The 16,679-nt window shown below is 63.9% G+C and carries 15 protein-coding genes; 9 read left to right on the top strand and 6 right to left on the bottom strand.

The annotated features are described in order from the left end of the window. Positions 1 to 159: 159 nt before the first annotated feature. From FKL89_RS13190 to FKL89_RS13175, 4 genes are all read left to right on the top strand, one after another. Entirely contained in the window at positions 160 to 669 is a 510-nt protein-coding gene (locus FKL89_RS13190) for a DUF6622 family protein (RefSeq protein WP_156863252.1), read from the top strand. Positions 670 to 688: 19 nt separating this feature from the next. Then, complete coding sequence (locus FKL89_RS13185) at positions 689 to 1,843, top strand: sensor histidine kinase (RefSeq protein ID WP_156863251.1); 1,155 nt, start codon at positions 689 to 691, stop codon at positions 1,841 to 1,843. A gap of 127 nt (positions 1,844 to 1,970) precedes the next feature. Further along, the gene (locus tag FKL89_RS13180; protein ID WP_156863250.1) at positions 1,971 to 2,771 is read left to right on the top strand and encodes a LytR/AlgR family response regulator transcription factor; all 801 of its coding nucleotides are present in this window, start codon (positions 1,971 to 1,973) and stop codon (positions 2,769 to 2,771) included. Positions 2,772 to 2,859: 88 nt separating this feature from the next. Beyond that, positions 2,860 to 3,291 (top strand): GFA family protein, encoded by a 432-nt coding sequence (locus FKL89_RS13175; RefSeq protein ID WP_156863249.1) that lies wholly within the window; start codon positions 2,860 to 2,862, stop codon positions 3,289 to 3,291. Here the strand turns inward: FKL89_RS13175 and FKL89_RS13170 are convergent. The 4 genes from FKL89_RS13170 to egtB all read right to left on the bottom strand — a co-directional run bounded on the left by FKL89_RS13170 (position 3,288) and on the right by egtB (position 7,262). After that, the gene (locus FKL89_RS13170; RefSeq protein WP_156863248.1) at positions 3,288 to 3,692 is read right to left on the bottom strand and encodes a ribonucleotide reductase subunit alpha; all 405 of its coding nucleotides are present in this window, start codon (positions 3,690 to 3,692) and stop codon (positions 3,288 to 3,290) included. The genes FKL89_RS13175 and FKL89_RS13170 overlap by 4 nt on opposite strands. Before the next feature lie 132 nt (positions 3,693 to 3,824). After that, on the bottom strand, positions 3,825 to 4,574 hold the full coding sequence (locus FKL89_RS13165; RefSeq protein WP_238363357.1) for a DUF2189 domain-containing protein: 750 nt from the start codon (positions 4,572 to 4,574) through the stop codon (positions 3,825 to 3,827). Between the two features lie 329 nt (positions 4,575 to 4,903). Next, on the bottom strand, positions 4,904 to 5,926 hold the full coding sequence (gene egtD / locus FKL89_RS13160; RefSeq protein ID WP_156863246.1) for an L-histidine N(alpha)-methyltransferase: 1,023 nt from the start codon (positions 5,924 to 5,926) through the stop codon (positions 4,904 to 4,906). A 25-nt stretch (positions 5,927 to 5,951) separates the two neighbouring features. After that, a complete protein-coding gene (gene egtB / locus FKL89_RS13155) occupies positions 5,952 to 7,262 on the bottom strand; it encodes an ergothioneine biosynthesis protein EgtB (protein ID WP_156863245.1) in 1,311 nt (436 codons plus the stop codon). A gap of 446 nt (positions 7,263 to 7,708) precedes the next feature. Here egtB and FKL89_RS13150 point away from each other — a divergent pair, with 446 nt between their 5' ends. The 5 genes from FKL89_RS13150 (at position 7,709) to FKL89_RS13130 (ending at position 14,679) form a co-directional block, all read left to right on the top strand. Beyond that, positions 7,709 to 8,485, top strand: coding sequence for a TetR/AcrR family transcriptional regulator (locus FKL89_RS13150; protein WP_156863244.1), 777 nt, complete (start codon positions 7,709 to 7,711; stop codon positions 8,483 to 8,485). Then, entirely contained in the window at positions 8,482 to 9,771 is a 1,290-nt protein-coding gene (locus FKL89_RS13145) for an efflux RND transporter periplasmic adaptor subunit (protein ID WP_156863243.1), read from the top strand. Before FKL89_RS13150 ends, FKL89_RS13145 begins: the two co-directional genes overlap by 4 nt. Further along, positions 9,768 to 12,857, top strand: coding sequence for an efflux RND transporter permease subunit (locus tag FKL89_RS13140; RefSeq protein ID WP_156863242.1), 3,090 nt, complete (start codon positions 9,768 to 9,770; stop codon positions 12,855 to 12,857). Before FKL89_RS13145 ends, FKL89_RS13140 begins: the two co-directional genes overlap by 4 nt. 160 nt (positions 12,858 to 13,017) lie before the next feature. Then, positions 13,018 to 14,283 carry an Nramp family divalent metal transporter gene (locus FKL89_RS13135; RefSeq protein ID WP_156863241.1) on the top strand — a complete coding sequence of 422 codons (1,266 nt, stop codon included), beginning with the start codon at positions 13,018 to 13,020 and terminating at the stop codon, positions 14,281 to 14,283. A gap of 201 nt (positions 14,284 to 14,484) precedes the next feature. Then, entirely contained in the window at positions 14,485 to 14,679 is a 195-nt protein-coding gene (locus tag FKL89_RS13130) for a hypothetical protein (protein ID WP_156863240.1), read from the top strand. Positions 14,680 to 14,708: 29 nt separating this feature from the next. Here the strand turns inward: FKL89_RS13130 and FKL89_RS13125 are convergent, their stop codons facing one another. Together FKL89_RS13125 and FKL89_RS13120 are read right to left on the bottom strand one after the other, a co-directional pair. Further along, complete coding sequence (locus FKL89_RS13125) at positions 14,709 to 16,043, bottom strand: ankyrin repeat domain-containing protein (RefSeq protein WP_156863239.1); 1,335 nt, start codon at positions 16,041 to 16,043, stop codon at positions 14,709 to 14,711. Next, positions 16,040 to 16,630, bottom strand: coding sequence for an RNA polymerase sigma factor (locus FKL89_RS13120; protein WP_156863238.1), 591 nt, complete (start codon positions 16,628 to 16,630; stop codon positions 16,040 to 16,042). The genes FKL89_RS13125 and FKL89_RS13120 overlap by 4 nt, the downstream gene beginning before the upstream one ends. Positions 16,631 to 16,679 lie beyond the last annotated feature (49 nt).

The following is a 16,679-nucleotide window of genomic DNA, read 5'->3' as shown; positions in this document are numbered from 1 at the left end:
CCCATTCATTTGCGCCAGAGCGCTCGCAGCCGCCGGTGACATCCACGCCAGCATTTGCCCGCTGGCGCCCCCGTCACTCCATTCGTCGCAGCAGGCTGACGCCGAAGGGCTCACCGGCAAACATTCAGTCATCGTAATGAACACACGTTGGAGTTGGCAATGAACGGATTCGCATCACAAATCATCAGCGGCACGCCGGTTTGGGTGTGGGGCATCCTGGCCACCCTGGTGGTACTAGGCTTGCAGCAGCTACGCGCAAGAACCGTCCGTCGTCACATCGTGCTGATCGCACCGGTCGCGTTCTTGTTCGTAGGCCTGCTGTCGGCAGGGCGGGGTGCGTCGGGCTTTGCCGTATGGGCGCTGGCGCTGCTGACCACGGCAGCATTGACTTTCCTGGTCTGGAAGCCGACCGCAGGTGCCCGTTACGACGCCGCAATTGACCGTCTGCATGTGCCGGGCAGTGTGGTGCCGATGCTGCTGATGCTGACCATCTTCCTGTTCAACTACGCGATCAACATCGCGCTGGCCGTCAATCCGGCGCTACGTGGTGAGTTCGCATGGCAGGTCGGTCCGGCCCTGATCCTGGGCGTGCTTTCCGGCATCTTCATCGGACGCGCGGCTACACTGTTTCGCATGAATCGTTCCGCTAACGGCCTCGTTGCCGCCTGACCCGGATAGCACCTGATTGATGGATCCGAAAATCGAGGCGCGCCTGAAACCGGGGACCGACTATCACCCGCTGCAGGTGATTCCGTTCTTCCGGCGCTGGCGTCCCTCGGTGCTGCGCAATCTGCTGTTCACCGCGATCCTGTGCGCCATCGTGATCGCGGTCATCGTGCTGTTTTCGCTTGGCATGGGCCATCGCATCACCTGGAAGATGCTCGCGGAAGTGGCCACTTTCAGCCTGCTGATCGGCTATACCCAGCACTACCTGTACAAGATCACCATCACGCTGGCACGCCGCCGGCAGCGCCTGGCGCCGTTGCTGATGCATCCGATGATGCTGGGCGTGGCGCTGCCGATCGCCGCGATCTATGTCGGCTACGTGCTCGCGGTGTCGCTGCTGACTGGCACGCTGTGGCTCAACGTCAGCGAAAACTGGCGCGGTTTCGTGTTCGCCAGCTGCGTCACCATCGCCATCGGCTGGCTGCTGTGGGAGGCCATTGAAGCGACCCGCAAGAACGAGGTTGAGCGGCGTGAACGGGCCGAGCTGCAGGCCAATGTTGACCGTGCCGAGCGTGAGCGCACCACTGCCGAGCTGAAGGCGCTGCGCGCCCAGGTCGAGCCGCATTTCCTCTACAACACGCTGTCCAATGTGGTCAGTCTGATCGAGCGCGAGCCGGCCACCGCGAAGTACATGACCGAGCGGCTGATCGGCTATCTGCGGCATACGCTCGACGCCTCGCGCCGCGAGAACGCTACCGTCGGCGATGAACTGGCCATCATTGCCGACTATCTGGAAATCCTGCGGCTGCGGATGGGCGAGCGACTCTGGTACGAGGTTGCCGCCGACGACGCCACGCGTGCGTTGCCGCTGTCGCCCATGCTGCTGCAGCCACTGGTGGAGAACGCGATCAAGCACGGGCTGGAGCCGAAAATCGAAGGCGGGCGCATCACGGTCAGCGCCGTAGTGCAGGATGGTCGCCTCAATATCGTCGTTGAGGATACTGGCCTCGGCTTTGGTGTCGCCACGGATACGGCCGGCAGCGGCAGTGGCCTGGCCAACGTCCGCGGCCGGCTGAAAGCAATTTACGGCGATGCCGCGCGGCTCAGCATCGAGCAGCCGGAAGCAGGCACAAGAATCCGTCTGTCACTGCCGATCGCAGCCTCTGCTGCTGTGTGACATCTTTTTGCTGAAAGGCGCATCCGAATGGGGCCTGCAGCATGAAATGGGCGATAGTTGACTTTTAGCTAAAACAAGCTCCAAGCCCATATTCAATAACGGTTCAACTGAAAAGCTGAAGTGCATCATGACGCAACCCGTTGCCCTCATCGCCGAAGACGAAGCCAATCTCGCCCACGCGCTCAGGGACGCGCTCGCGCGCACCTGGCCGGAGCTGCGCGTGGCCGAGATCGTCGGCAACGGGCCGGCCGCGATTCACGCCGTTGACCAGCATGCGCCCGATGTGCTGTTCCTCGACATCCGTATGCCGGGGCTCACCGGTCTGCAGGTGGCCGAGCGCCTGGCGGGCTCGGCCGGGGGGCCGGGACCGCTGGTAGTGTTTGTCACGGCCTACAACGAATACGCGGTGCAGGCCTTCGAACGGGAAGCGGTGGACTACCTGGTCAAGCCGGTGATTGATGACCGCCTCGCCGAAACCGTCGAGCGGCTGAAAAAGCGGCTTGCCAACGCCGCGACTCCAGCCACAACGGGCAGCGACGAGCTGGGTCGGGCGCTTGACCTCATCAAACGCCTTGCCGGCGGTGCGGGAACGGCGGCGGCGTCCTACCTCAAATTTCTGCGTGCCGGCATCGGCGACACCGTTCGCATCGTGCCGGTCGACGAGGTGACGCATCTGCAGGCGCAGGACAAATACGTCTCGATCTACACGCCCGACGGCGAGCAGCTGATCCGCATCTCGCTCAAGGAGCTGGCCGACCAGCTCGACCCGGCGCTCTTCGTGCAGGTGCATCGTTCGACCATCGTCAACATGCGCGCGGTCGAAACTGCCGATCGCGATTTCACCGGCCGCGTGCTGCTCACACTCCGGGGCGTCAAGGACAAGGTGCAGGTGTCGCGGCAGTACGCGCACCTGTTCACCCGTATGTGAGCAGCCGCTGTGCAAGTGAGCGGGCACGCGTCAAGGCGTTCAAGGCACAATGGGTGCAGCCTTATTCATCACGAAAGCGAGCACTGTCATGAGCGAACGAACCGGCGGCTGTCTCTGTGGTCAAGTGCGTTATCGGCTCACTGGCGAGCCACTTGTCGCGCGCATCTGCTGGTGTCGCGATTGCCAGCACATCGCCGGCAACGGCACGGCAAATGCCATTTTCCGGAGCGACGATATCGAGTTCAGCGGCGAGGTGGCAGCGTTCACCAGTACCGCCGAAAGCGGCAATCAGGTTCGTCGCCGCTTCTGCCCGCGCTGTGGCAGCCATCTGTTCGCCGACAACACCGGTCGTGCCGGGTTCACCGTGGTGCGCGTCGGCACGCTCGACGATCCGTCGTCAGTGACACCTGTTGCCAACATCTGGAGCGCCAGCGCGCCGCGATGGGCCTGTCTGGATCCAGCGATCGACCGCGTTGAACGGCAGCCGACGCTGCCACCGGCACCGACGCGGCCGGGCTAGCGCAACGCTACCGCCTTGCCCTCGCGGTTGAAAGCGATGAAGTTGTCGATCATGCCTTCCTTGACTGCCTCGACCATCTGCTGCAGATAGGGCTCGGCTTCGTCACTGCTGGGGGCAACGCCACCCTGGCCGGACATGCCTGCAGCAAAGACGATGCCCCAATCGTGACCGAACTGCGCAGCCTCACTGAGCAAGGCGGCAAAGCTGCCCAACTCCTGCGGTGATTTGTCAACGCACATCACAGGTGTCAATTCACCGCCTTGGCCCGCTTCAAAGGCGGCGCGTTGCGCGGGTGAAGCACTGTTCGACAAGCTAACGCTGGCGAACACCAGCAACAAGCGCTGTGCATCGGGCTGCGCGATGGCAGCGTTGATCAGGTCGTCGAAGTGGGTAATGCTCATGGCGATTGCAACTGGACTCGGACCGCTGCGATGATGTGGAGATTGGACATTTTGGCCGCAAATCGCCTTGTACAACCTGCTTTGCCGCAATTACCCGGCGGGCAGCAGCTCTTGCCGCCCAATTTGATCAAGTCAGACCACCACGTCGCGGGCGATCCTGGGCGGCGTAGCTGGGTCGACCTTCGCTGGCACCAGCGCCCGATACGCATGCCAGGTGGCGTGGCCAAGCCAGGGCCCGACCAGGATGAGGCCGATGAAGGCGGGCAGCATGGCGACGAGTGTCAATACCGCGATGGTGGCGCCCCACAAAGCCAGCGAGCCGGGGGAGGCAAGGCAGACGCGCACGCTGGTCAGCGCGGCGGTGATGGCGTCGGTATTGCGGTTGAGCATCAGCGGAATGGCTACGACGCTGGTCACGAACACCAGTGTGGCGAAGATGGCACCAACGATCACGTAGGCGATCACAAAGGGCACGTTCTGCAGCGTCATGAACGCGCGCAGTATGTCGCCCGTCTCCGGCAAGCCGCCGGTGTAGAAAAGGGCGAATACCACCAGCGAGGCGCGGCCCCACAGCAGCTCCAGCACGCCGAGCACGGCGGCGAAGATGGCGATGTTTTTCGCGTTGTTGCGGAAGGCGAGCGCGGCGCGCTTGATCTCTGGCTGCTTGCCGCGCTCCAGCGCGTACGAGATGGCGTAACAGCCCACGCAGATGAAGGGGCCTACCAGCAGAAAACCGGAAATCAGCGCCATCAGGTAGGCCGGCGCACGGTTGAAAGTCAACATCAACAGCGCGCCCATCGCCACGAAGCAGACACCGAACCACACGCCGGTGAGATAGGACCGCATCAGGTCCTGCCAGCCAAGCCGGAGCCAGTTCAGCACTTCCCGAGGTGCGACGTCCGTCGCGATCGGAATGAGGAATGATTCAGGCGCCGCTGCTGCCGACGCTGATGTGTTAGCCGGCGACGCCTCAGGGCTCGACGTGGACGAGGTACTGCCAGGCAAAGATTCGCCAGACGACATGACGCGGTGCCTCCTTGAGATTTCTTGTCGGGCAGACTGCTGACGTAACGGGGACCGCGCTGCCGCTGCCGGCGCCATCTGCTGCAGCGAAATTTAACGCAGATCAATTTTCTGGAGGCCCGCCATTTCAGGGGCGGCAAACTGGCGCACGGCTATGCGCACAGGGGCGCGAAACGCGCAACAGGCTGCTACGTCGTGGCGTAAAACACGCTGAAATCACCCCGCGTGTCCTGCCAGAGCCGGATGTCTGTGAATCCGGCTTCGACCAGCAGGGCGCGGAATTCATCGGGAGCGAACTTGTAGGAGTTCTCGGTGTGGATGCGCTCGCCGGCCGCGAAACGACGGGTGTGTCCACGCACCTTCACGTTCATCTCACGCCGCGCTTCGACGTGCATTTCGATGCGGCCCAGCGCCGGGTTGTAGAAGCCGCGATGCAGCCAGTCGCGCACATCGAAATCAGTGCCGAGCAGCGCATTCACATGGCGCAGTGCGTTGAGGTTGAACGCGGCAGTGACGCCGAGCGCGTCATCGTAGGCGGCGTCGAGACGGGCACTGTCTTTTTTGGCATCGACTCCGATCAGCAAGCCACAGCCGTGACCGTGGCAGTGGGCGCGGATCTGTTTCAGGAACCACAGCGCTTCGTCCGGCAGGAAGTTGCCGATTGACGAGCCGGGATAGAAGAACAGCGACGGCTGCGGTGCCAGCACCGGCGTCACGTCGAGCACGCGCGAAAAATCGGTAATCAGTCCGGCCAGTTCCGGTGCGTCAGCGTTGCCGGCGAGGCGGGAGAGCGCTTCGGTCAGCGCGGTGGCGGAAATGTCCACCGCAACGTAACGGGAGGGCCGCAGCGATGCGAACCATTTCTCCGCCTTCACCGAGTCGCCGGATCCGAGATCCACAAACTGCTTGCCGGTGCCAATCACGGCGGCGATGTCGTCGCGGAACTGCTCGAAGATCGCCGCCTCGGTGCGCGTCGGGTAATACTCGGGCGTCAGCACGATCGCGTTGTACAACGTCGAGCCCAGCGCGTCGTAGAAGAACTTCGGCGCGATGCTGGCCGCCGGCGCCAGCAGGCTGCGCTCCAGCGCGTCAAGCTCGGCGCGGGCATCGAGTTTCAGCGTGTTGGTGATGCTGAAGTGTCTGGTATCGGCGTCGATGGCCGCATTTGCTGCGGCGATGCGATGGCTGGTGATTAGATGATGTGGTGCCATGTTCTTCTGCCCCGGGCTCGTGCCTTTAGCGTGCAAGGCGGATGCCGGTGAACTGCCAGCGCTTTTCGGGCTGGAAGAAGTTGCGATAGGTCAGCCGTGCGTGCCCGACCGGCGTGGCGAGCGAGCTGCCGCGCAGCACAAACTGGTTGCACATGAATTTGCCGTTGTATTCACCGACGGCACCTTCGGCGGTGCGAAAGCCGGGATAGCCGAGATACGCTGACGCCGTCCACTGCCAGAGCGTGCCGTAGAGCTGCAGCAGGCCACCCGCCTCTTTGCCTGCGGCATGCGGGTGCAGGGCGGCCGAGTCGCGCGGTTGCAGCGGAGGGGCGTCGCATACCTCGCTGGCGGCATGTTCCCACTCGGACTCGGTCGGCAGCCGCGCATCGGCCCAGCGGGCGTAGGCATCGGCCTCAAAAAAGCTGACGTGACTGGCTGGGGCATCGAGGTCAAGCGCCTGCAATCCGTGCAGCGTGAATTCCTGCCAGCCACCGCTGTCGCCGTCGGCCTGTCGCCAGTACAGCGGCGCCCGCCAGCCGCCGTGGTTGACGCGGTCCCAGCCTTCCGACAGCCACAACTCGTGGCGCGCATAGCCGCCATCAGCAATGAAGGCGAGGTAGTCACGATTGCTGACCAGCCGACGCGCGAGCTGGAAGGGCCGCAGAAATACCTGATGCCGCGGCGACTCGTTGTCGAAGGCAAACGTCTCGCCCTGATGGCCGATCTCAACCAGCCCGCCGGTGAAGGATTGCCATTCAGCGCTGACGGCAGTCGTGCCGGTTGCGACATCGCTGGCCGCGCGAGCTGCAGGCCCCGGGGCGGCGACGTAGGCTGGACACAGGGGGTTCACCGACAGCATGTGCTTGAGGTCGGTCAGCATCAACTCCTGATGCTGCTGTTCGTGGTTGATGCCCAGCGCCAGCAATTGCTGCACGGCGGCGCCGATGATAGGGTCACCCAGCAGCGCGACCATCGCGGTGTCAACGTGGGTGCGATAGGCGCGGACCTCATCAAGCGACGGCCGCGACAGCAGGCCGCGTTCCGGACGCGGATGCTTGTCGCCGACTGTGTTGTAGTAGCTGTTGTAGAGCACCTTGAAGGCCGGGTCGAAGGCGCGATAGTCATCGTCGAAGGTTTCGAGAATGAAGGTCTCGAAGAACCAGGTGGTGTGCGCCAGATGCCACTTGACCGGGCTTGCGTCCGGCATCGACTGCACCTGGCTGTCCTCGGCCGACAATGGCGCTGCAATCGCCACGCTCGCCGCGCGCACGCGCTGATAGGCGCCAATGCGCGCCTGCGCAGAAAGGTGGGCGAGGGTGCTGGTATCCGGCGACATGGGGCCTCCTTTGCTCAGGGTTCCGCCTGATCGGTGTCGTCGAGGCCCTGACTGCGGCCAGTTATCCATCATACGAACGAAAACCGCTGCCGGTTTCCGCCGCGAACGCGATCAATTCGGCGTCACTGCGGCAAAGTCGTCGCTTGATCGGCGCTCCTTACAAATTGCCAGCGCCGTCGCGCGTCGCAATTGTGACTGTCGCAAGCGTCGTGCAGTGGTCGCTCGGGTTTGACAGCTTTTCGTTCTATGCGTTCCTGCATCAGGGCTATGAGCGATAAATCATCAAAGTCAACAAACGTCAATATTCCCCGTCAGGCCCAATGAAATGGTCGTTGCGGGAAAAAGCTGCTAGTTCATAGAACTTTTTCACCGAGACCACTTTACAACTGACCGCGAGTCATTTACAGTCCGCACCCAACTGACTCGTGGTCATTTAACGGAATTTCATGACGCTTTTCAAGAAGTTTTTTGCCTGCCACGCAGCGGGTGTCGTTCGTGAGTCGGGCGGCGGCCGCCCGCGTGTGCGAGCGGTCGATGGCGAGGACAAGGAAGCGCGCCGTCAGGCCATTCTTGATGCCGCCGAGCGCCTGTTTGCGGAGCGCCATGAGCTGGCCAATGTGGCCGACGTCGCCGAAGCCGCCGGCCTCGCCAAAGGCACCGTTTACCTCTACTTCCAGACCAAGGAAGAGATTTACCTGGCGCTGCACTTGCGCCATGAAGAGGCGTTCTTCACTGCGCTGATCGACCAGCTGCAACGCGACGAGCCATTTCGCTTCGAGCACATTTTTGATCTCGCCCGCCGGCACATGATCTCCGACCCGACGCACATGGCGCTGGGCGCCTGCTGCATTGGCTTTGCACCAAACGCCGTACCGCTCGAAGCGGGCATCAATTTTCAGACCAAGCTCACCGGCTGGCTGCTCACTGCGGGCGCCGGGCTTGAACGTCATCTGCCGCGTCTGGCGCCGGGCGAGGGTGTACGTCTGCTCAAGCACAGTTATGCATTGATGATCGGGCTATTTTCACTGCGCAACGAGCGCAACGAATCCGACGTCAAGTGCCCGGTGCTGCCCGGCCTCGGCACCTACCAGCAGGAAGCATCGCTGGCCCTCATCCGCTACTGGGCCCACGTGGCCGGCGTCCCCGACAGCACGGTGGCGGCCATGAGCCGCGCCACCGGACTGCCTGAATTCAACCGCGACATCACCAACGACCAACCATGAACACCAAGAAGGCAACTCTCCTCCTCGCCCTGCTGATGGGCACCGTGATGATCAGCGCCTGCGGCAACAAGGACGAAGCGAAAGCCGCCGAAGGTGCTGCGCCGAAAGCCGAGGCCACCGCCGGCAAGGCCGATGCGCCGCGCCCGGTGCGCACGATGCAGGCTGGCATCAGCTCACTCGCCGATGTCAACTACCTGCCGGGTGAAGTGCGCCCGCGCTACGAGCAGCGCTACGGTTTCCGCGTGCCGGGAAAAATTGCGCGCCGGCTGGTTGATGTAGGTCAGGAAGTCAAGGCCGGACAAGTGCTAGCCGTTCTCGATTCGGCCGATGTGCTGCCCGCGATCAACGCGCAGGCCGCGCAAGTCGAAGTCGCCCGCACCGACTTCAATCTGCAACAGAGTGAGCTCAAGCGTCAGAAGGAACTGCGCGACAAGGGCTTCGTCTCCGGCGCTGCGCTTGAGCGTCAGGCGGCGGCGACCGAGGCCGCCGATGCCCGTGTCAAGGCGGCGCAATCGCAACTCGCCAACGCACAGAACGGGCTTGCCTTCCAGACCCTGAAGGCTGATCGTGACGGTGTGGTGGTCGGCGTGGACGCCGAAGCGGGCAGCGTGGTCGCCGCCGGGCAAAGCGTGGTGCGCGTGGCGCAGCTCGGCGAGAAAGAGTTGCTGGTCAACGTGCCGGAGCGTGCCGTTGCGCTGATGAAGCAGGCGACCGGCTTCATGGCGCATCTGGATGCGGTGCCGGGCAAGCTCTACAGCGCCAAACTGCGCGAACTGTCGCCTGCGGCCGATGCCGCCAGCCGCACCTATACCGCTCGCCTCAGCATTACCAACGCCGACGACGCGCTGAAGCTCGGCATGAGCGCGACCGTGCGCCTCGACCTCGCCGCGACGCAAGCCATCGTGGTGCCCAACACCGCGCTCTACACCCGTGACAGTACGCCGCGCGTCTGGGTGGTTGATCGCAGCAGCGAAACGGTGCGCGCCGTAGACGTGAAGCTCGGTGAAAGCACGGCTGATGGCGTGGCGATCACCGCCGGCCTGAAGCCGGGGGACATCGTGGTCACCGCCGGTGCAAATCTGTTGCTGCCGGGACAGAAAGTGCGCCTGCTGGAGCCGCCTCCGGTTGCCGCAGTTCCGGCAGCGGACGCCACCGCTACCGCGTCTGCTGCTCCGGCTAACGCTGGCGTGCCTGCTGCAGCAACAGCCGCCGCGGCCCCCGCACCCGCACCTGCGAAGGCAGCGCCCGCAGCTGCTGCGACCGCTCAAGCCGCGAGCAAGCCATGATTGGCCGCAGCCCACAAGACGGCGGCAAATTCAACGTTTCCGCCGCTGCGATCAAGCACAAGCAACTGACCATCTTTTTCATCCTGGCGATCGCCATCGCCGGCTTCGCGGCGTACTTCAAGCTGGGTCAGCGCGAGGACCCGGATTTCACCTTCCGCGCCATCACGGTGCGCACGCTGTGGCCGGGCGCTACCACCGCGCAGGTGGACTCGCAGATCACCGACCGGCTTGAGAAGAAGCTGCAGGAGATGCCGTACTTCAAGCGGACGCAGAGCTACTCGAAGCCCGGTGAATCAATGATCATCCTGGAGCTGGTGGATACCGCGCCGCGCAAGGATATTCAGGCGCTCTGGTATCAGGTGCGCAAGAAGGTAGGCGACATCCGCCACACCCTGCCGCCGGAGGCGCTTGGCCCGTTCTTCAACGATGAATTCGGCGACGTATTTGGCTCCATATACGCCTTCACCGGCGACGGCTTCACGCTGTCCGAATTACGCGACAAGGTGGAGGACGTGCGGCAGGAGCTGCTGCGCATTCCCGATGTGTCGAAGATTGAGCTGGTCGGCGTCGTCGATGACAAGATCTACATCGAGATTGCCAATGCCAAGATCGGCGCGCTGGGGATTGACGCCAATTCGATCGCGCAGCAATTGCAGGCGCAGAACGCGATCACGCCGTCGGGTGTGATCCAGACCAAGGACAACGCCGTCGCGCTGCGGGTCAGCGGCAATTTCGACTCGGTGAAATCGGTGCGTGAACTGCAGCTCGCGGTGCCGAACTCGGGCGGTCGCCTGATCCGGCTCGGTGACATCGCGAGCGTCTATCGCGGCTACGCCGACCCGCCGACGCAGACCATCCGCTTTGGTGGCAAGCCCGGTATTGCGCTCTCGGTGTCGATGAAGAGCGATGGCGACGTGCTGCAACTCGGCGACAGCCTGACCCGCGAGATGGAGCGCATCCGCGGTGATCTGCCGGTCGGCATCGAATTTCATCAGGTGAGCAACCAGCCGAAAGTGGTCAAACAGGCGGTGGGCACCTTCATGCGCTCGCTGCTGGAGGCGGTGGCGATTGTGCTGGCGGTGAGCTTCCTGTCCCTCGGCTGGCGCGCTGGCGCGGTGGTCGCGCTGACTATTCCGTTTGTGCTGCTGTCCACCTTCCTGGCCATGCAGATCTTCAAGATTGATCTGCATCGCATCTCAACCGGCGCGCTGATCATCGCGCTCGGCCTGCTGGTGGATGACGCCATGATCGTGGTCGAGATGATGGTGCGCAAGCTGGAGGAGGGCTTCGACAAGTTCGCCTCGGCCACCTTCGCCTATGCCACCACGGCGTGGCCGATGCTGTCCGGCACGCTGGTGACGGCAGCCGGCTTCCTGCCAATTGCGACCGCCAAGTCATCGACCGGTGAATACACCTTCGACATGTTCAGCGTGACCACCATCGCGCTGGTGCTGTCGTGGTTCGCTGCGATCATCGCCACGCCGCTGTTCGGTTACTGGATATTGAAGAAACCGAAGAACGCCACGGCTGAAGGCGAGGAACACGAGCACTTCGACACGCCGTTTTACGCCCGCCTGCGTGCCACCATCGACTGGTGCATCAGCCATCGCTGGATCACTATCGGCATCACCGCAGCCGGCCTGGTGCTCGGCTTCATCGGCATGGGCCTGACCGAGAAGCAGTTCTTTCCGACCAGCGACCGCACGGAAGTGATGGTCGAGATGTGGTTGCCGGAGGGTTCCAGCTTCAAGGCCACCGAAGCGCGCGTCGAACAGCTGGAAGCGCTGCTCAAGGCTGACAAGGATGTGCAGACCTTCGTCACCAGCGTCGGCATGTCCTTGCCGCGCTACTTCCTGTCGCTGAATCAGGAGCTGTTCCGCCCGAACTTCGCCCACACGCTGATCCTCACCGCCGACGTCGAGGCCCGCAACCGCGTCACGGCGAAGCTGCAGAAGGAACTGGACAGCAACTTCCCCGGCGTACGTGGCCGCGCACTGAAGACCCCGCTCGGGCCACCAGTCGCCTACCCGGTCATCTTCCGCGTCAGCGGGCCTGACATCGCCAAGCTCAAGCAGATTGGCGACGAAGTTGCCGCTGTAGTGCGCAAGCATCCGAAGACGGTGGAAGTGAACACCGACTGGGGCGACCGTTCGCCTGCGTTGCAGATCGAGGTCGACCAGGATCGCGCCCGCGCGCTCGGGGTCACGTCGTTTGCGGTAGCGCGTTCGCTCGGCGGCGCGGTTTCCGGCGCCACCATCGGCCAGTTCCGCGAGCGTGATAAGCTCATCGACGTCGTGTTGCGCGGGCCCGAGGCCGAGCGCGTGGCGATCCCGCAGGTGGATGATCTGCAGGTGCCCACCGCGAGCGGACGCACGGTGCCGCTGGCGCAAGTGGCCAGCGTGACACAGGTGATGGAAGAGCCGATCATCCGCCGCTATTCACGGGTGCCGACGCTCTCGGTGCGCTCCGACATCGTGGAAGGTGTGCAGGCGCCGGACATCTCGGCGCAGATCAATCCGCAGCTTGATGCCATTCGTGCCAAACTGCCCCCCGGCTATCGCATCGAAGCCGGCGGCGCGTTTGAGGAGAACACCAAGGCGCAGGCCTCGATCGGTGCCGGCGTGCCGCTAATGATCTTTGTGTGGTTGGCACTGCTGATGCTGCAACTGCAACGCTTCTCGCTCGCCGCGATGGTGCTGATCACGGCGCCGTTCGGCATCGTCGGTGTAGCGCTCGGGCTGCTTACCTTCCGCATGCCGTTCGGTTTCGTGGCGATGCTGGGCATGATTGCGCTGATGGGCATCATCATGCGCAACACCATCATCCTGATCGACCAGATCAAGCAGGATCTCGAAACCGGCACCCACGCCTGGGTGGCGGCACGTGAGGCTGCCGTGCGGCGCTTCCGTCCGATTGCGCTTACGGCCGCCGCAGCAGTGCTGGCGATGATTCCGTTGACCCGTAGCGTGCTGTGGGGGCCGATGGCCGTGGCGATCATGGCTGGCCTGATCGTGGCGACGGCACTGACCATTCTCGCGGTGCCGGCGATCTACGCGGCGTGGTACCGGGTGAAGCGCCCGGCGTAATGTTCGTTCTGGCGGCGCAGTGCGATGGGCGCTGCGCCGCGTAGTAGATGCCAGCGATGGTCAGCACTTGGTCAGTCGCATGGTGAGATGATTTGTTTGCGGGCGCTGGGCCCCCTTGGCGCTCGCACTTCGTTTTTCCAGTCCACTTCCAGAGGCGGCGATGGAACCTCTCAAAAAACTCGCCAGCCATCCGGGTATCAAGCATCTTGGCCCCGGTCTCATTACCGGTGCGGCGGACGATGATCCCAGCGGCATCGCCACTTACTCGCAGGGCGGCGCACAGTTCGGCTTCAACATGCTGTGGACGGTCATCCTGACCTATCCGCTGATGAGCGGCATCCAGATGATCAGCGCGCGCCTGGGTTGCCTCACCGGGCGCGGCCTCGCTGCCAACATCAAGGCGCAGTTCCCGCGACCGGTGCTGTTCGCGGTGGTTGGGCTGCTGCTGCTAGCCAACACAGTAAACATTGCCGCCGACATCGCGGCGATGGGCGAGGCCCTGCGCCTGCTGCTGGGCGGCTCGGCGCATGTCTACTCGGTCACCTTCGGACTGCTTTGCCTCGTGCTGCAGGTGTTTCTGCCGTACGAGCGCTATGTCCGCTACCTCAAATGGCTGACGCTGGCGCTGCTGGCCTATGTGGCCGTGGCCTTCACCATCGAGGTGCCGTGGCTGGAAGTGGGCGCGCGAGTCGTACTGCCCTCGCTGGCGATCAACCGCGACAGCATCATGATGGTGGTCGCCGTGTTTGGCACCACCATCAGCCCCTATCTGTTCTTCTGGCAGGCCGCACAGGAGATGGAAGACCTGCGCAGCCTGCGTGAACGTGGCGAGGCAATCAGCGATGACGCTGCGCGTGGCCACCTGAGCCGCATCCGCTGGGACACCTATGTCGGCATGGGTTTCTCCAACCTGATTGCCTTCTTCATCATTCTGAGCGCAGCGGCGACGCTGCATAGTGCGGGCGTCACCGACATTCAGACTTCGGCGCAGGCCGCCGAGGCGTTGCGCCCGCTGGCTGGCAACTTTGCGTTTTTGCTGTTCAGCCTCGGCATCATCGGCACCGGCATGCTCGCGGTGCCGGTGCTCGCCGGCTCGGCGGCTTACGCGGTGGTGGAGAGCTTCGACTGGAAGAGCGGCCTCGACAAGAAACTGCACGAAGCGAAGGAGTTCTACGGCATCATCGCCTTCGCCACCGTCGGCGGCGTCGCCCTCAACTTCACACCGATTGATCCGATCAAGGCGCTGTACTGGAGCGCCGTCATCAACGGTGTCATCGCTCTGCCGATCATGGTGGTGATGATGCTGCTCGGCAGCAACCCGAAGGTGATGGGCCACTTCGTCATCGGCCGCCGCCTGCGCTGGCTGGGGTGGCTCGCGACGGCTGTGATGGCGGTCGCGGTGGTGGCTATGTTTGTGACGATATGACCGCAACGACCATCGTCGCGACAATAAAGGCGGTACCCGCTATTCGTCGCCTGCCCATTTCGCGAACTGACATGGAACCTTATCGTTCGCTCCGCTGAATACAGCATGTAGTGACTTGCGGCCGCCGATTGTTTCGGCCTGCTGCCTGTGATTGCGCGCATCGGTACGCGCTGCAACACAGTTCATTCAGGGAGACGAATCATGGAATTGCTGCACGCGATCTTCGCGTTCAATCTGGTGACCAGCCTGGGCATACTCGGCGCTGCCTATGCCATTCACCGGCGCGACGACACTACCGTCGACGGCCGTCCGTTGCCGCGCCTGAGTTTTGCTGGCATGTCCGGCGCCGCGCTGGCACTGGGCATGGTGAGCGCGGTGGCGACGCTGTTTGTCTGATACCCGCGCAATCGATCAGACAGCGTCCGCTACTTGGCGCCAGCAGCCTCCAGCACGCGCACAATCTCCGTCTGATTACCTTCCCGCGCGATCTGTAGCGGTGTGCGGCCGCGATCATCGCGGGCATTGACATTGGCGCCGCGCGCGATGGCGCTGCGTACCGATTCAACCTGACCTGAACGCAGCGCCGAGAACAGCGCCACGTTGGCCATGCCTTGTTGCATCGGTGGCGTCAAGTCACCGATACGCGCTGGCGCTGCGGCCGCAGGCATTGGTGGCGGAGCAGCGCCCGCTGCCGCTGCCGGGGCGGCAGGCGCAGCAGCGGGTGCCGTTGCGACCGCCATCGTCTGTTCGGAAACTGCTTTTGCACGTGCCTCTGCACGCGGTTCGGTGCGCTCGTTACGTGCAAGCGCCCCGGACGCGGCGACTCCGCTGGCGATTGCTGCGTCAGTCGTCGCTGCTGCTGGCTGCTCGGTTTTGGCCGCCCGGGCGGCGGTGCTGCGCTTGGCCAATTCGGCCAACGCGACCGCGTCTTCCGCGGGGGGCGCGGTGGCGGCCGGCGAGGCCGGGAACGGCTGCGGAGTACGAGCCGCCATGACAGGTGCGGCAGGTGCCGGCGGTGCCGGTGGCGCCGCAGGAATGACCGGGGCTGCGCTCGGGACAGGTTTCGCCAGCGCAATGACTGGCTCATCCGCTTTCACCTTGGCGCGACCGGCCTCGCTGTCAGCGCGGGCACGGCCGACGTTGAACGCCATCAGGTCTTCTGCGCTCTCCCGTTTCGCTGGCAGGACCGTAGCGGGCGCGGTATCGCGTGCGGCCGACGTGGCGCCACCCATCGCGGCGCGATCCGTGCTGGTGGCACCAGCGACAGCGATTTGCGCCTCTGCCGGTGGTGCGGCGGCCGGTGTCGGTGCTGCGGCGCTCGCTGCGACGGGTTGCGCCGTGTTGGCAGAGATGGCCGCGTTGGCGCCGTCGCTGCCATCGCGCGCTGCTTTCTCGCTCGCTGCCGGGGACGCGGCCGCCGGCGCACTCGCTGCAGCGACTGCTGACTCGGGGGCGGGTTGCGTCGTAAGCCGGTACATCCAGACACCAGCAATGCCGAGCACCAGCCCGGCCGCTGCGCGCCAGTACCACGCCCGGTCGTTCGCGGCCGGGCGGATGACGATGGCTTCCGGCATCGCGCGCAGGTCACCGGACTTGGCAGCCGCGTGACCACTGTTCGACTGAGCGACAACGCGCGCGTGGGCCAGCACTGCATCGCGCACGCGTGGGCTCGGGCGCGCGTCGTCGTGCGCGCTGGCCTGACGGTAGGCGTCGACGAGCGCATCCGAGCGCGCGTTGTTGGTATTGCGTGGCTCGCTCATGCGCGCACCTCCGCGAAATCGGCGAGCAGTTCCTTCAGCTTGTTGCGCGCGTAGCGCAGGCGGCTCTTTGCTGTTTCGAACGAGACACCGGTGGCGGCTGCAATGTCATCCACGCTCATGTCGCCTTCGGCCTGCAGCAGGAAAGCTTCGCGCTGGTCGGGCGGCAGTTGTTCAATGGCGGCGAGCAGCGCTTTTGCCTGCTCGCGCGACGTCACCTGCCGCAGCGGGCCGAGGCGGGAATCGGCGGCAAGGTCGGAGAACATCGATTCGCCATCGTCGTTCTCGGCGTCGATACTGGTGTGGTTTTTCGCGGTGCGGGCGTGGTCAATCACGCGGTTGCGCGCCATCGTGAACAGCCAGGTCTTGAACTTGGCAGTGGGTTCATAGCTCGCCGCCGTACGGGCGACAGCGAACCAGAGCTCCTGAACCAGATCGTCGGCCACAGCCTGATTCTGCACGCTGCGGAAAACGAAGCGCCAGACGCCGGTTTCGTGACGGTCATAGAGCTGTTCGAACGCGTTCATATTGCCTCGCGCAAACGCCAGCATCAGGGCTTCATCAGTCTCGTTGGAAGGTGGCGCGGCCATGCACGGGATTATCCATGCATGGCCGCCCTCTTTGTCGCCCGGCGCTGAC

It is taken from the genome of Casimicrobium huifangae (assembly GCF_009746125.1).
Classification (GTDB): Bacteria; Pseudomonadota; Gammaproteobacteria; order Burkholderiales; family Casimicrobiaceae; genus Casimicrobium; species Casimicrobium huifangae.
This window is presented reverse-complemented; position numbering and strand designations above follow the sequence as displayed.

Excerpts from the sequence above, each read along its gene's own strand:
- FKL89_RS13190 (WP_156863252.1), top strand. The coding sequence starts at position 160 with ATGAACGGATTCGCATCACAAATCATCAGCGGCACGCCGGTTTGGGTG.
- FKL89_RS13185 (WP_156863251.1), top strand. The coding sequence starts at position 689 with ATGGATCCGAAAATCGAGGCGCGCCTGAAACCGGGGACCGACTATCAC.
- FKL89_RS13180 (WP_156863250.1), top strand. The coding sequence starts at position 1,971 with ATGACGCAACCCGTTGCCCTCATCGCCGAAGACGAAGCCAATCTCGCC.
- FKL89_RS13175 (WP_156863249.1), top strand. The coding sequence starts at position 2,860 with ATGAGCGAACGAACCGGCGGCTGTCTCTGTGGTCAAGTGCGTTATCGG.
- FKL89_RS13170 (WP_156863248.1), bottom strand. The coding sequence starts at position 3,692 with ATGAGCATTACCCACTTCGACGACCTGATCAACGCTGCCATCGCGCAG.
- egtD (WP_156863246.1), bottom strand. The coding sequence starts at position 5,926 with ATGGCACCACATCATCTAATCACCAGCCATCGCATCGCCGCAGCAAAT.
- egtB (WP_156863245.1), bottom strand. The coding sequence starts at position 7,262 with ATGTCGCCGGATACCAGCACCCTCGCCCACCTTTCTGCGCAGGCGCGC.
- FKL89_RS13150 (WP_156863244.1), top strand. The coding sequence starts at position 7,709 with ATGACGCTTTTCAAGAAGTTTTTTGCCTGCCACGCAGCGGGTGTCGTT.
- FKL89_RS13145 (WP_156863243.1), top strand. The coding sequence starts at position 8,482 with ATGAACACCAAGAAGGCAACTCTCCTCCTCGCCCTGCTGATGGGCACC.
- FKL89_RS13140 (WP_156863242.1), top strand. The coding sequence starts at position 9,768 with ATGATTGGCCGCAGCCCACAAGACGGCGGCAAATTCAACGTTTCCGCC.
- FKL89_RS13135 (WP_156863241.1), top strand. The coding sequence starts at position 13,018 with ATGGAACCTCTCAAAAAACTCGCCAGCCATCCGGGTATCAAGCATCTT.
- FKL89_RS13130 (WP_156863240.1), top strand. The coding sequence starts at position 14,485 with ATGGAATTGCTGCACGCGATCTTCGCGTTCAATCTGGTGACCAGCCTG.
- FKL89_RS13125 (WP_156863239.1), bottom strand. The coding sequence starts at position 16,043 with ATGAGCGAGCCACGCAATACCAACAACGCGCGCTCGGATGCGCTCGTC.
- FKL89_RS13120 (WP_156863238.1), bottom strand. The coding sequence starts at position 16,630 with ATGGCCGCGCCACCTTCCAACGAGACTGATGAAGCCCTGATGCTGGCG.